Here is a 12,573-nt window from a genome sequence, read left to right as displayed (position 1 = left end):
AACGAAGAGGGCGATGCATGTCAGCCGATTCCAAGAGCGCGTAGGACTTATCCTAATCACGCACCAGTAAAGGGGACTTGATAGAAAGGAAACTAGGGAGGGGTGATAAAACCACACGAACCGTTGAGGCAACCCTCACCGGTCCGTGCATTTCAAACAGCGAATAATGGATTATTCGCAGATAGTCCCATCGCCTCTACGACGAGTTAAATACACCACTGTGGGGTCGGACTCTCCCTGTGTTACGCCATCAGCCTTGAGAACTCGATAGTAGGCTTCGATACGGCCTAGCGTAACGGGTTGGATAAACGCCTGGAAAGGCACGGTACGAAGCTCGCCTGGGTGCCCCGGCACATTGTGATCCCCCGTGACCGTGACTGGATCAAAGGCATGATCGACCGTGATGATCGTGGAATTAAGATCATCAGGACCGTAGACCACCCACACCAGAGTGACCTTATCACCGGTACGCAGGTTCTCAGGATCGAGGATCTTCGTGCGGATGCCATTGGTAACACCCTGGTCGCAGGTGAGGACGAATAATCCTCCGCCTGCAGGTAGCGCATCAGGAAAGACGATGGGCTCAAGATCGGTGAGTTGGCTGGCAAACACATCAACCGGCGTCTCCAACGAGGAGATAGTGTTGTCATTGACCCCGTTATTGAGCTCGTACCACACCGGTAGGTTTTCGCCGTTACCGCCCATGGCAATCACGTTTGCCTGGATGGTAATTACGAATTCAGCTGCGCTCTCGTCCGCCGATGTCACGATGTAGGGCGGCGTGAGGGCCGGTATGCCTTTCCAGAAGATCTGAATCCTGTGCCCTGCGCGCGCTCCGGGGTAGACAGCAAAGCGTGCGGTAGCATCGTCCGTGTCCCCTGGCCCGATCTCGTTGATCAGGCCTTCCGAAGACTCTATCTCGATCAGGTCCAGGTTAGGATTGACAGGGCCCGGGTCCTCAGGAATCCCACCCGCCGAGGTCAGGTCCACATCCACCGTGACGGTGGTTGAATAGGGCGAAGCGCTCCCTGCACGAACCACCCGGTAACGGACGTCTGCCTGATAGGGAGCGTCCAGCCCACCCGCGTCCCTGAGGATATCCCACGGGATGGGAACCCTCTGCGGCCAGGACACTGACGGCAAGGTATAGGTGATCACCAGGCCGTTGAAGTCAATCTGGATATCATCACCCACTTGGGCATTGTCATAGCCATCGATAAAGACTTCCGCCCTTCCCAGTTGCACATCAGTGAGGTCAAGAGGCGCTTCTGGAATGTGAGGGGGTTGCAGGTTGGCTGGGAAGGGGTCCGTCACTACCGTCACCGGCGTCAGTTCCGGTGGCCAAGAAGTGTTGTTGCCAGCACGGTCGGTATATCGGTAGGCGAGATATTTCATGCCGGCGCCTTGCGCCACAATCTGAGCGGTGGTCAACGTAAGAATAAACGGTGCGGTGGTTCGGGTTAAAGCCGTATTGAAAATGGGAGTCGGGTTAGGGAACCCCCAGAACACCATCCCCATATCACCCTCTTGGGGGTCAAGGCGGCCGGGAACGGTCAACTCAAGTTGATTGCCGTGCTCCGCCAACCCCTCCAGTGTGATTAAACCGTCCACCACCCAGCCTGGCAGGCCAATAGCTTCGGGGATGATCCGGGCGTTGGGATCGAGGCGGTCGATCGTCACCCGCGTATTGCCCGAACGCTCATCGGCGCCCACACCCACAAACACCTCATAACTCAGCCTTTTCTCGCCGTGCTCGCCAATGTCCTGTTCCGGAATCGAAAATGTATAAGGCCAAGTGTGAGCGGACAACGGTTTCGTAAAGGGAATACGCGCACCATACGGCGTTCCATTAATGTAGATCTGCAAATTATCCGGGTTGGAACCCGGAACCGGAAAGGTATCGGTCCAGCTATCAATTTCACACTGGATACCCTGTTGATAAAGCGTGGCCAGCCGCATCAAGTTAGGCTGCCCACCGGGGACATCAGGGAGCGTATTGACGACGCGCAAGTCGTCGACCGCATACGCCCCACCCGGCGAATAACCTCGCGGATGTCGTTTCAATAGAACATCCGTCGGCTGAATGGGTGGGGTTTGGTTATTTGAGTTTGCCATCGGTATGTACTCGAAAGGTTAAGGACTGTGCTCGCCCAATGCAATTGAACCAAGGACAGATTAATTAAACGCCTTTCAACTTCGAGGCACAGCCTGTCAAATCTGACAGATGCACAATATGAAAAAATGTGCTTGACGATAACAACCTGCGATTGGCTGTTTTTAATAACTCACTCATGCGCAAACATAATCTGCTAGTGACATAAAATCTAACCCGACATAAGCCCCGCAACTCGAAAGTCCCTCATGACCAATAACGCTGCGCCATTGGTCGAAAATCAAGGAAAAAAAGAGGGCTTGCGCCCTCTTCTTTGTCATTGCTTGCACAGGTCACATTTTACTCGACGGTCCCAGGCAGGTGCCCCCACCCGGCCGTTTCAGGTCGATGTAAATCAGCTTCCTCAACGATATCCCTGTAGGCCCCGTGGCCTTGTACAGACGGTAAGAAACAACTGCAGACCCCCATTCGGCAACGAGACCTGGAAGGGTAATCAATGGATTGAAGGGCAGGATCTGGATTTGCGCCACACCGATGTCACGATCATCACTCGTCAGTGTGTGATCGAACCACACATCCGTGCCATCAAAATGTTCCCCATTGCCATTTTTGCTCGGGTAGCTTTTCCAATACAGCCGAACAGTGTCGCCGACCTCGAAATGCTGCGAGTTCCAGTCTATTCCCAGGAACACCCCCTCCCAAGGCTCCGGAATGGTGCCGCAGGCAACAAAGTCGCGGGTACTGTCATTGAGCAACCGAGGCCGCAGCAAGCCAATCAACGTATCGAACTCCACCCGTACCGGCGTGAACGGACTGCGTTGGCGATTGATGCCATTGTCAGTCCAGTAGTAGACCTCAAGCGCTGGATTGGAGCCGGTCGACACCACTGTCCAGGGCACCTGGATCGTGACCAACTGCCCCGCAACATCGCCTGGCTGCACCACATACTCGCCGGCATAAGTGTCATCATTGCCCCAATACAACTCCAGCCTCTCACCCACGACTGGGTTAAAAAACAGGGGAACCTCCACGGGGACTGGCCCCGGCTCATCGGCAGCCGTAACAACATTATCCCCAGAGCGGCCTTTTACGGTGACCCTCTCCAACCCGGGATTGATCGGGTCAGGGCCAATGGGCGAAACGCCTGCAACCGAAAGGTCGACCAGGTAGAAGCTGTCGGGGGAGTTCTTCGATGCCGTACCCCGCAGGTACAGATAGCGCACCCGTACCGGGTAGGTACTGTCGAAGCCACCGTCAGCCAGAATCGGCCAGGGCACCGGCACTGGAATGGGCCACTGCTGTACCGCGCCGATGGTAATCGGTCCAAGGGCATGGGTGTTCCAGAACGGAAAAACGCGGTCCCCAGGGGCGGCGTCGGTGATCTGTGGAATCGACACTGTGACACCTTGGCGCACGTCCTCCAGGTTGATCAAGCCATCCGCCTCGGCCAAGGGCACCAACGGCCGCGGCAGGTCGGGCAGCGTTGCCAGTGACACGTTCAGCGTCACCGGCTCGGAAAACGGCCCCACCCTACCGGCTCGATCAGTCAGGGTGTAGGAAGCAAAACGTTGCCCCGTGCCGCTGGTACGCACAAATGCCTCGGGAAAGGTGAACTCGACAGGCGCACCTTCAACATGCGACCGCTCGATAACAACGACACCCGCCAGGTTGACGTCGGGAAATTCGCCCCAGTAATACCTGACGACATCTTCAGTCCGAATATCCAGCCACCGCGGTACGATTGCAGGCACCCCGCCATTGCGGACCAGATAGTCATCCGTCACTTCAACCAGTACCTCGTCCTCAAACTCCAGCGGCAGGCCGGGGTTATCAAAATTGGGCGCGGTCTTGTCGATATTGATAAACGTCGGGAAGGATTCGGTCAGCGGCACAAACGGCGAGCTCACTCGATAATTCAAACGCCGAATGCCCCCGATAGACAGGAGGTGAGCGGGTAATGCCTGAGTCAATGGAAACACCACGTCGGGGTCGTACGGCCCCTGGATCGTGTACGTATGTTCGACCTCCCCCTGCAAGAGGTACTCCACCAAGGTGGGAACTGCGAAGTTGGAATGATGGACCGGCCAGACTCTCTCGATCGTCACCAGCAAAACCTGATCCTGCAGGCTCACCGGCAGGGTGTAGGCCGCCTCATCCCACAGCAACGGCAGTGCCTGGCTCGGGATGGGATTGTCCAGGCTCATGATTGACTCGGAATGTTTGCGCGGGGGGCGCTTATCCCCAGCCGGCTGCCGCGGGTCAACGGGCTGGGCGTCAGAGGGAAGATTCGACTCGGACATGTTTAATCTCCTTGAGCAATCAATCGATGATCGACCATTGACTACCGTTCTGGTGTTCGCCAGATCGACAAGGCCAAGGAGATTATTAAATGCGCAAAACGACCTACCCGATACTGTCGGAAATAACAGGTAGGTCGTTCCAGTCAGACCGGTGGTAGCGCCCAATCAATGGGGGTTTCGCCGTTTTGCTGAAGAAACTTGTTGGTGCGGCTGAAATGTCCGCAGCCCAGGAATCCGCGATATGCCGACAACGGCGACGGATGCACCGACGTCAGCACCAAATGCTTGGTGGCATCGATCAGCTTCTGCTTGCCCTGGGCATGGGCGCCCCACAACAGGAACACCAGGTGCGGCTGGTGTTCGCTGACCACTTCGATAATCCGATCGGTAAAGAATTGCCAGCCCTTGCCCGCATGCGCATTGGCGTTGGCGCGTTCCACGGTCATGGTGGTGTTGAGCAGCAACACGCCCTGGTCGGCCCAGCTCTGCAGGCAGCCGTGATTGGGGATGTCGATGTTCAGGTCGCGCTTGAGCTCTTTGTAGATATTGACCAGGGATGGCGGCGCCGGCACGCCCGGTTGCACCGAGAAGCACAAGCCGTGGGCCTGGCCGGGGCCGTGGTACGGGTCCTGGCCGAGGATCACCACCTTGACCTTGTCCAGCGGCGTTGAGTTAAGCGCATTGAAGATCAGCGGACCGGGCGGGTAGATCTCTTTGCCGGCGGTATGTTCCTGGCGCAGGAACTCGCGCAACTGACCCATGTAGGGCTTATCGAACTCATCACGCAGGGCGTGTTTCCAGCTGGGTTCGAGTTTGATACGGTCGCCTTCGGTCATAGTTGAAATGTCTTGTAGAAAAGAATGAGGCGAACCCTAGGAAAGCCGGCCCTGCTTGTCAATTGATCTGACACACCACCGGCACTTTCCCACGAAGCGATCATACTGATCCTTCACCTTCTCGATTGAGGTCACGATGAATCTGCACTTCGAAGAACTGACCGGCAGTGGCGGCGCCCGCATTGGCATCGCCAGCCTGGACGCTGAAAAGTCCCTCAATGCCCTCTCCTTGCCGATGATTCTGGCCCTGACTGATCGCCTGGACACTTGGGCCAAAGACCCGAACATCGCCTGTGTGCTGCTGCGTGGCAACGGGCCCAAGGCCTTTTGCGCCGGCGGCGAGGTGCGCAGCCTGGCCCAGGCCTGCCGCGAGCAGCCGGGGGAAGTGCCAGCCCTGGCCGCACAGTTTTTTGCCGCGGAATATCGCCTCGACTACCGTTTGCACACTTACCCTAAACCGCTGATCTGTTGGGGCCACGGTTACGTGCTGGGCGGTGGCATGGGCCTGCTGCAAAGCGCGGCCATACGGATTGTCACGCCGAGCAGCCGCCTGGCCATGCCCGAGATCAGCATCGGCCTGTACCCGGACGTGGGCGCCAGCTGGTTTCTGTCGCGCCTGCCCGGCAAGCTGGGGTTATTCCTTGGCCTCACCGGCGCCCATATCAACGGCCGTGACGCCCTGGACCTGGGCCTGGCCGACCGTTTCCTGCGTGACGATCAACAAGACGAGTTACTCGAGGGTTTGCTGCAACTGAACTGGCAGGAACAGACCGCGATACAGCTCAACAGCCTGCTCAAGGCCCTGGCCCAGGAAGCCGTGGCCCAGCAACCCGAGGCGCAATGGCTGCCACGTCGGGCACAAATCGACGAATGGCTGGACGTCGGTGATGTGCGCAGCGCCTGGCGCGCCTTGAGCCCGCTGCGCGACCACGCCGACCCGCTGTTCAACCGCGCCGGCAAGACACTGAGCGAAGGCTGCCCGCTGACCGCGCACCTGGTGTGGGAACAGATCCAGCGGGCCCGTCATCTGTCCCTGGCCGAGGTGTTCCAGATGGAATACACCCTGAGCCTGAACTGCTGCCGCCATCCGGAGTTCAGCGAAGGGGTGCGCGCGCGGTTGATCGACAAGGACCAGACGCCCCACTGGCATTGGCCGGACATCAATACGGTCCCCGACGCCGTGGTGCAGGCGCACTTCACCAAGGCGTGGGAAGGCCGGCATCCGCTCGCGGACTTGTCCGATTACTGACGTTTTGCGCCCATAAAAAAGCGGCGCTTCATGCGCCGCTTGTCATACAGGCCGGTCAACGGTGACCGCCGCGGCCACCTCCACGATCATGATCGCCACCGCGTCCATGCCCGCCATTGTTCCAACGATCCCCCCAGCCCTGGTTCGGGTGAGGCCGATAACCGGCCCTTGGCCCTGACGGGTAATAGCGAGGCGCCGGCTGGTAATAACGCGGCGCCGAGTAGTAACGCGGAGCCGGAGCGTAGTAACGCGGCGACGGGTAGTAATCACGGCGATATTGATACGCCGTGCCGCCGCCGTAGTAATAAGCCGGCGCCGGTGAGGTGTAGACCTCGGAACGGTAATAGCTCTGGCCTCCATCGTAGTAGGGCACACAAGCGGAAAGGGTCAGACCGAGTAAAGCGCTGAGCAGCAGTCGTCGATACATGGCGGCCTCCTGGACCGCGAAAGAGCACCTCCAGCGACGCTGGGGAGCGGCATTCAGCTTTCACTGAATGACGAAACATCTGACATCAAAAACCGAATCTGGTGCGTTTTGGTAACAACTTGATACATCAATGCCAACTGCGGCCATACACCATTAAATGCACTGCCGCATAGCGCAAATCTATCCCCCAGGTTTATCGATTCAGTAAATTTTTCTGGCCCGAAACTTTCCAGATTGCGATGATGTCACTATGACATCGCATAAGCCAGGGAGGCTCTAACGTGCGCCCTTCGCCACTTTCGCCGGATCCGATCCATGAAAATTTCAACCAAACTGCTGCTTTCATTTCTAGTGTGTGCGCTGGTCACCCTCGGGGTCGGCCTGCTGGGTATCAAAAGCGTGGTCCGCCTCGCCAATGCATTGGAACAGACGTTCTCCAATAACCTGGCGTCCGTCAGCAACACGACCGCTACCCTCAATGGCCTGGTGGCCCACAACCGTGGTTTGTACCGTTTGATGGATGCGAGCAAAGGCGACGTCGCCCAACAAGACCGCGACCGTGTGCGCCAGGACATCGCCAACGAACTCAAACGCAGCCAGAGCGCCTACGCCACCTACCGTGCCACGCCCCTGGAAGACGACGAACGGGCAGCAGGCGACAAGCTCGACCAGATCTGGCCAACTTACACCAGCAGCTCCGAACGTATCATGTCGATGCTCGACAGTGGCCAGGTCGAGCAGGCCCGCGCCCAGCTCAACAGCACCAACAATGAACTGTTTCGCCAGGCGCGCGAGTTGATCCGTGTGATGATCGAGTCCAATAACCGCCAGATCAAGGAAGGCGCCGTCGCCGCCGAGGACCTTCGCAGCAGCGCATTGACCTGGATGATCAGCGGCATTGTCCTGGCCTTCATCATTGCGATCATCGTCGGTGTGCTGATCACGCGCCTGATCACCCGTCCTATCGCACAAGCGGTTGAAAACGCACAGCGCATCGCCAAGGGCGACCTGACCCAAGCCATCACGACCGACCGCACCGACGAAGCCGGGCAACTGCTGATGGCCTTATCCGATATGCAAGGCGGCCTGAAAAGCACGCTGATGGAAATCGCCAACGCTTCCGACCAGCTCGCGTCGGCAGCCGAAGAGCTGAGTGCCGTCACCGATGAAAGCACCCGTGGCCTGACCCGCCAGAACGACGAAATCCAACAAGCCGCCACCGCCGTCAACCAGATGACCGCAGCGGTCGACGAAGTGGCGAGCAACGCCGTGTCGACCTCCGAGGCGTCGCGCCAGGCCAGCGCCGAAGCCGAGGACGGCCGCCAGCAGGTGGAGCAGGCCGTGTCGGGCATGTCATCGATGGTGGTCGAGATCAACGATTCGACCCAATCGGTCGCCGACCTCGCCGACCAGGTGCGCGAAATCGGCAAGGTGATCGATGTGATCCGCGGCATTGCCGACCAGACCAACCTGCTGGCCCTCAATGCCGCCATCGAAGCCGCCCGTGCCGGTGAACAAGGCCGTGGTTTTGCGGTGGTGGCCGATGAGGTGCGGGCGCTGGCCCACCGCACCCAGATCTCCACGGTCGACATCGAGAAAATGATCGGTGAAGTGCAGGCAGGCGCCGATGGTGCCGTGGCCGCTATGAACAAGAGCCTGACCTGGGCTAACAACACCCAGACCCTGGCGCAAAACGCCGGCCAGGCGCTGGAGCGCATCACCGCCAGCGTGTCCAGCATCAACGAGCGCAACCTGGTAATCGCCTCGGCGTCCGAGGAACAGGCCCAGGTGGCCCGCGAAGTGGATCGCAACCTGCTCAACATCCAGGATCTGTCCACCCAGACCGCCGCCGGTGCCCACCAGACCAACGCCTCCAGCCAGGACCTGTCGCGACTGGCCACCTCGTTCAATATGCTGGTCAGTAAGTTCCAGCTGTAAGCGCCTCATCGCAGTGCGCCGACGCACCCGCGTGGCGCACAACGCCCTCTTCTATGCCCTCCTTTCCCACCCGCCAGGCTGAACCGCCGGGCGTCGAAGCCACTTGGCACGACTCTCGCTTTATCTCTTGCGTGCAGGATTGATACAGGTTCGCGGCACCACAATTTGCAATGGCCGACTAGGGTTCCGGCTCGCCAAAAGCGAGTGGCTGGTCCGAGAGTTGGCGACCTCCAGTTGAGGTTACACGGCGGGATAAAAGCCCGGGAGACAAGCCACCGTTCACGGTGCCGCGTTGCTCCTGCTCGCCCTTGATCAACTGGAGAAGCCCCATGCCCTCAATCCGTTTACCCGCTCTGCTCGCCGCCGTCTTTGCCGCCGTGCTGAGCTTCCAGGCCCAAGCCGCATCCAAAAACCACTTCAGCGTGTGCTGGACGATCTACGCCGGCTGGATGCCGTGGGAGTATGCCGGCAGCCAAGGCATCCTCGACAAGTGGGCCAAGAAGTACGGCATCACCATCGACATGGTGCAGCTCAATGACTACGTCGAATCCATCAACCAGTACACCGCCGGCCAGTTCGACGGCTGCACCATGACCAACATGGACGCCCTGACCATCCCCGCCGCCGGTGGCGTGGACAGCACCGCACTGGTGGTCAGCGACTTCTCCAACGGCAACGACGGCGTGGTGATCAAGGGCACCGGCAAGACCGTGGCCGACCTCAAGGGCATGAACGTCAACCTGGTGGAACTCTCGGTGTCCCACTACCTGCTGGCCCGCGCGCTCGAATCGGCGGACCTCAGCGAAAAAGATTTGAAGGTGGTCAACACGTCGGATGCCGACATCGCAGCGGCCTTCAACACCGACCAGGTCCAGGCCGTCACCACCTGGAACCCGATGCTCTCGGAGATCAAGGCCAAGCCTGGCGTGAGCCAAGTGTTCGACTCCAGCAAAGTGCCCGGCGAAATCATGGACATGATGGTGGTCAACACCCAGGTCCTCAAAGACAACCCCAAGCTGGGTAAAGCCCTCACCGGCGCCTGGTTCGAAGTGGTCGCGCTGATGAACGCCAAGGGCGCCGCCAGCACCGAAGCCCTGGAACATATGGCCAAGGCTTCCGGCACTGACCTTGCGGGCTTCCAGTCGCAACTGGACACCACCAAGTTGTTCGCCACGCCCAAGGAAGCCCTGGCCTTCGCCACCAGCGCACAGTTGCCCGCCACCATGGGCAAAGTCGCCGAGTTCTCGTTTAAACACGGCCTGCTGGGTGAAGGCGCCAAGGACACCAGCGCCGTGGGCATGAGCTTCGCCAATGGCGTGACCAGCGGCGACAAAGCCAACCTCAAGCTGCACTTCGACCCCAGCTACGTGCAGATGGCCGCCGACGGCAAGCTGTAAGAGGACCCGGCCATGCGCCTGATCAACCGTCACCCGGACCGCTCCAGCCGCCTGTTGCTGGTGCTGCTGCCGTTCGCCCTGCTGCTGTTTGCCTACTTCGTGGGCTCGGCCGAGCGCCTGGCAGACAACCCCAACGACAAGCTGCTGCCCGGCGCCGGGCAAATGATTGACGCGGTAAAACGCTTGGCCTTCAACGCCGACACCCGCACCGGCGAATACGTACTGTGGCAGGACAGCGCCTCCAGCCTGCGCCGCCTCGCCATCGGCCTGGGTATCAGCGCCCTCGCCGGCCTGTGCCTGGGGATCGCCGCCGGCACGCTGCCGCTGTTTGGCGCACCGTTGTCACCGTTGCTGACGGTGCTGTCGATGGTGCCGCCGCTGGCGATCCTGCCGATTCTGTTCATCGTGTTCGGGCTGGGGGAATTGTCCAAAGTGATGCTGATCGTCATCGGCGTCACCCCCTGCCTGGCCCGTGACCTGGAACAGCGCGCGCGGGAAATTCCGGTCGAGCTGCTGGTGAAGGCGCAGACCCTCGGTGCCTCTACCTGGACCCTGATGCTGCGTGTGGTATTGCCGCAATTGCTGCCGCGCCTGTTGATCTCGCTGCGGCTGATGCTCGGCTCGGCGTGGTTGTTTTTGATCGCCGCCGAAGCCATCGCCTCCACCGACGGTTTGGGCTACCGGATCTTCCTGGTACGACGCTACCTGGCGATGGACGTGATCTTGCCTTACGTGGTGTGGATCACGCTGCTGGCCTGGCTGATGGACTGGGGCCTCAAGGCCCTGACCCGGCATGCGTTCCCCTGGTACGAAGGAGCGCGGGCATGAGCTTTATCAGCGTCAATAATGTGTGGCAGCGCTATGGCGACCAAGTGGTGCTCGAAGGCCTCAACCTGCACGTCGCCGAGGGTGAATTCTGCACGTTGGTCGGTACGTCCGGCTGTGGCAAGTCGACCTTCCTGCGCCTGTTGCTGGGCCAGGAAACCGCGAGCAAAGGCCAGATCCTGCTGGACGGCCAGGCCCTCGCCGCCGAGCCCGATGCCAGCCGTGGCGTGGTGTTCCAGCGCTACTCGGTGTTCCCACATTTGACTGTGCTCGACAACGTCGCCCTCGGCCTGGAACTGCCACGTTCACGCGTGCTGGGCCGGCTGTTCGGTAAAGCCAGGAAGGACGCCCGCGAACAGGCTGCCGCGCTGCTGCACAAAGTCGGCCTCGGCCACGCCCTGGACAAGTACCCCGCGCAGCTCTCCGGCGGCATGCAACAACGCCTGGCCATCGCCCAGGCCCTGATCATGAAACCCCGCGTGTTGCTGCTGGACGAACCCTTCGGCGCCCTCGACCCGGGCATTCGCAAGGACATGCACCATCTGCTGCTGGAACTGTGGCGCGAAACCCGGCTGACGGTGTTCATGGTCACCCACGACCTGAGCGAAGGCTTCAGCCTCGGCACGCGCCTGCTGGTGTTCGACAAGGTCCGCGTCGACCCCCACGCCCCCGGCGCCTATGGCGCCCGCATCACCTACGACATCCCTTTGAACAGCGAGCGCCGCAAGGCGCTCGCCGCCGAACTTGGAGCCACGTCCAAATGACCGATTCCACCCAACTGTTCCCACCCTTCGCCGAAGAAATGCTGCCCGGCGGCGGCCACCGTTCGTTCGTGCTCAAGCGCGGCCAACTGCTGCGCCTGACCGACCTTCGCGGCGGCGCCAACGTCAGCCTGACCCTGCTCAACGCCAACGAAAAAACCGAGCGCCTGAACGTGCCCGACAGCCTCAAATGCCAACACACAGCCAAGCTCACCACGGGCCATTGCCTGTACTCGGACATGGGCCGCGTACTGGCCGCGATCACCGCCGATACCTGCGGCTGGAGCGACAGCATCGGCGGTGTGCTGTGCGCCGCCGAAGTCGCCGAGAAGTACGGCCAGGGTCGCTATCAGGAACTGCGCAACGGCTTCTTCCGCAACGGCACCGACAACCTGCTGGTGGAGTTGGGCAAGTGGGGGCTGGGCCTGTCCGACCTGCTGATGACCCTCAACCTGTTCAGCAAAGTCACGGTGGACAGCGACGGTGACCTGCACTTTGTGCCGGGTAATTCCAAGGCCGGCGATTACATCGAACTCTACGCGCCGATGGACACCCTGGTGGTGCTCACCGCCCTGCAACATCCGATGGACCCGAACCCGCACTACGCGCCGCAACCGCTGAAGCTGAGCTGGATGAACGCCGATAAAAGCGTCGCCGAACACTGCCGTACCTCGCGCCCGGAAAACGAGCGCGGCTTTATCAACACCGATCGCCTGTTCGCCTGAGG

General features: G+C 60.1%; 10 protein-coding genes and 1 riboswitch. Of the genes, 6 read left to right on the top strand and 4 right to left on the bottom strand.

Annotated elements, in window-relative coordinates; all coding sequences use genetic code 11:
* Nucleotides 1-171: 171 nt before the first annotated feature.
* The 3 genes from M2397_RS04215 to ung form a co-directional block, all read right to left on the bottom strand.
* Complete coding sequence (locus tag M2397_RS04215) at nt 172-2,115, bottom strand: hypothetical protein (protein ID WP_259242342.1); 1,944 nt, start codon at nt 2,113-2,115, stop codon at nt 172-174.
* Between the two features lie 330 nt (nt 2,116-2,445).
* The gene (locus M2397_RS04210; RefSeq protein WP_131697125.1) at nt 2,446-4,317 is read right to left on the bottom strand and encodes a hypothetical protein; all 1,872 of its coding nucleotides are present in this window, start codon (nt 4,315-4,317) and stop codon (nt 2,446-2,448) included.
* Between the two features lie 239 nt (nt 4,318-4,556).
* A complete protein-coding gene (ung, locus tag M2397_RS04205; protein ID WP_259242341.1) occupies nt 4,557-5,249 on the bottom strand; it encodes a uracil-DNA glycosylase in 693 nt (230 codons plus the stop codon).
* Between the two features lie 136 nt (nt 5,250-5,385).
* Here ung and M2397_RS04200 point away from each other — a divergent pair, with 136 nt between their 5' ends.
* Nucleotides 5,386-6,498, top strand: coding sequence for an enoyl-CoA hydratase/isomerase family protein (locus M2397_RS04200; protein WP_131697127.1), 1,113 nt, complete (start codon nt 5,386-5,388; stop codon nt 6,496-6,498).
* Between the two features lie 55 nt (nt 6,499-6,553).
* Here the strand turns inward: M2397_RS04200 and M2397_RS04195 are convergent, their stop codons facing one another.
* Nucleotides 6,554-6,925, bottom strand: coding sequence for a hypothetical protein (locus tag M2397_RS04195; RefSeq protein ID WP_259242340.1), 372 nt, complete (start codon nt 6,923-6,925; stop codon nt 6,554-6,556).
* A 315-nt stretch (nt 6,926-7,240) separates the two neighbouring features.
* Between M2397_RS04195 and M2397_RS04190 the strand changes: the two genes are divergently transcribed.
* The 5 genes from M2397_RS04190 to M2397_RS04170 all read left to right on the top strand — a co-directional run bounded on the left by M2397_RS04190 (nt 7,241) and on the right by M2397_RS04170 (nt 12,571).
* The gene (locus tag M2397_RS04190; RefSeq protein WP_131697128.1) at nt 7,241-8,863 is read left to right on the top strand and encodes a methyl-accepting chemotaxis protein; all 1,623 of its coding nucleotides are present in this window, start codon (nt 7,241-7,243) and stop codon (nt 8,861-8,863) included.
* Nucleotides 8,864-9,030: 167 nt separating this feature from the next.
* Nucleotides 9,031-9,132: riboswitch (guanidine-I (ykkC/yxkD leader) on the top strand.
* 60 nt (nt 9,133-9,192) lie between these two features.
* Nucleotides 9,193-10,260, top strand: coding sequence for a putative urea ABC transporter substrate-binding protein (locus M2397_RS04185; protein WP_259242339.1), 1,068 nt, complete (start codon nt 9,193-9,195; stop codon nt 10,258-10,260).
* Nucleotides 10,261-10,272: 12 nt separating this feature from the next.
* A complete protein-coding gene (locus M2397_RS04180) occupies nt 10,273-11,088 on the top strand; it encodes an ABC transporter permease (protein WP_131697130.1) in 816 nt (271 codons plus the stop codon).
* A complete protein-coding gene (locus tag M2397_RS04175; RefSeq protein ID WP_259242338.1) occupies nt 11,085-11,849 on the top strand; it encodes an ABC transporter ATP-binding protein in 765 nt (254 codons plus the stop codon). The genes M2397_RS04180 and M2397_RS04175 overlap by 4 nt, the downstream gene beginning before the upstream one ends.
* Entirely contained in the window at nt 11,846-12,571 is a 726-nt protein-coding gene (locus M2397_RS04170; RefSeq protein WP_259242337.1) for an urea amidolyase associated protein UAAP1, read from the top strand. The genes M2397_RS04175 and M2397_RS04170 overlap by 4 nt, the downstream gene beginning before the upstream one ends.
* The last annotated feature ends 2 nt before the right edge of the window (nt 12,572-12,573 follow it).

Origin of the sequence: Pseudomonas sp. BIGb0381 (assembly GCF_024809815.1) — a bacterium.
Classification (GTDB): Bacteria; Pseudomonadota; Gammaproteobacteria; order Pseudomonadales; family Pseudomonadaceae; genus Aquipseudomonas.
This window is presented reverse-complemented; position numbering and strand designations above follow the sequence as displayed.

Bases quoted from the DNA above. Each gene is read 5' to 3' on its own strand.
- M2397_RS04215 (WP_259242342.1), bottom strand. From the start codon at position 2,115: ATGGCAAACTCAAATAACCAAACCCCACCCATTCAGCCGACGGATGTT.
- ung (WP_259242341.1), bottom strand. From the start codon at position 5,249: ATGACCGAAGGCGACCGTATCAAACTCGAACCCAGCTGGAAACACGCC.
- M2397_RS04180 (WP_131697130.1), top strand. From the start codon at position 10,273: ATGCGCCTGATCAACCGTCACCCGGACCGCTCCAGCCGCCTGTTGCTG.
- M2397_RS04210 (WP_131697125.1), bottom strand. From the start codon at position 4,317: ATGAGCCTGGACAATCCCATCCCGAGCCAGGCACTGCCGTTGCTGTGG.
- M2397_RS04190 (WP_131697128.1), top strand. From the start codon at position 7,241: ATGAAAATTTCAACCAAACTGCTGCTTTCATTTCTAGTGTGTGCGCTG.
- M2397_RS04200 (WP_131697127.1), top strand. From the start codon at position 5,386: ATGAATCTGCACTTCGAAGAACTGACCGGCAGTGGCGGCGCCCGCATT.
- M2397_RS04195 (WP_259242340.1), bottom strand. From the start codon at position 6,925: ATGTATCGACGACTGCTGCTCAGCGCTTTACTCGGTCTGACCCTTTCC.
- M2397_RS04175 (WP_259242338.1), top strand. From the start codon at position 11,085: ATGAGCTTTATCAGCGTCAATAATGTGTGGCAGCGCTATGGCGACCAA.
- M2397_RS04185 (WP_259242339.1), top strand. From the start codon at position 9,193: ATGCCCTCAATCCGTTTACCCGCTCTGCTCGCCGCCGTCTTTGCCGCC.
- M2397_RS04170 (WP_259242337.1), top strand. From the start codon at position 11,846: ATGACCGATTCCACCCAACTGTTCCCACCCTTCGCCGAAGAAATGCTG.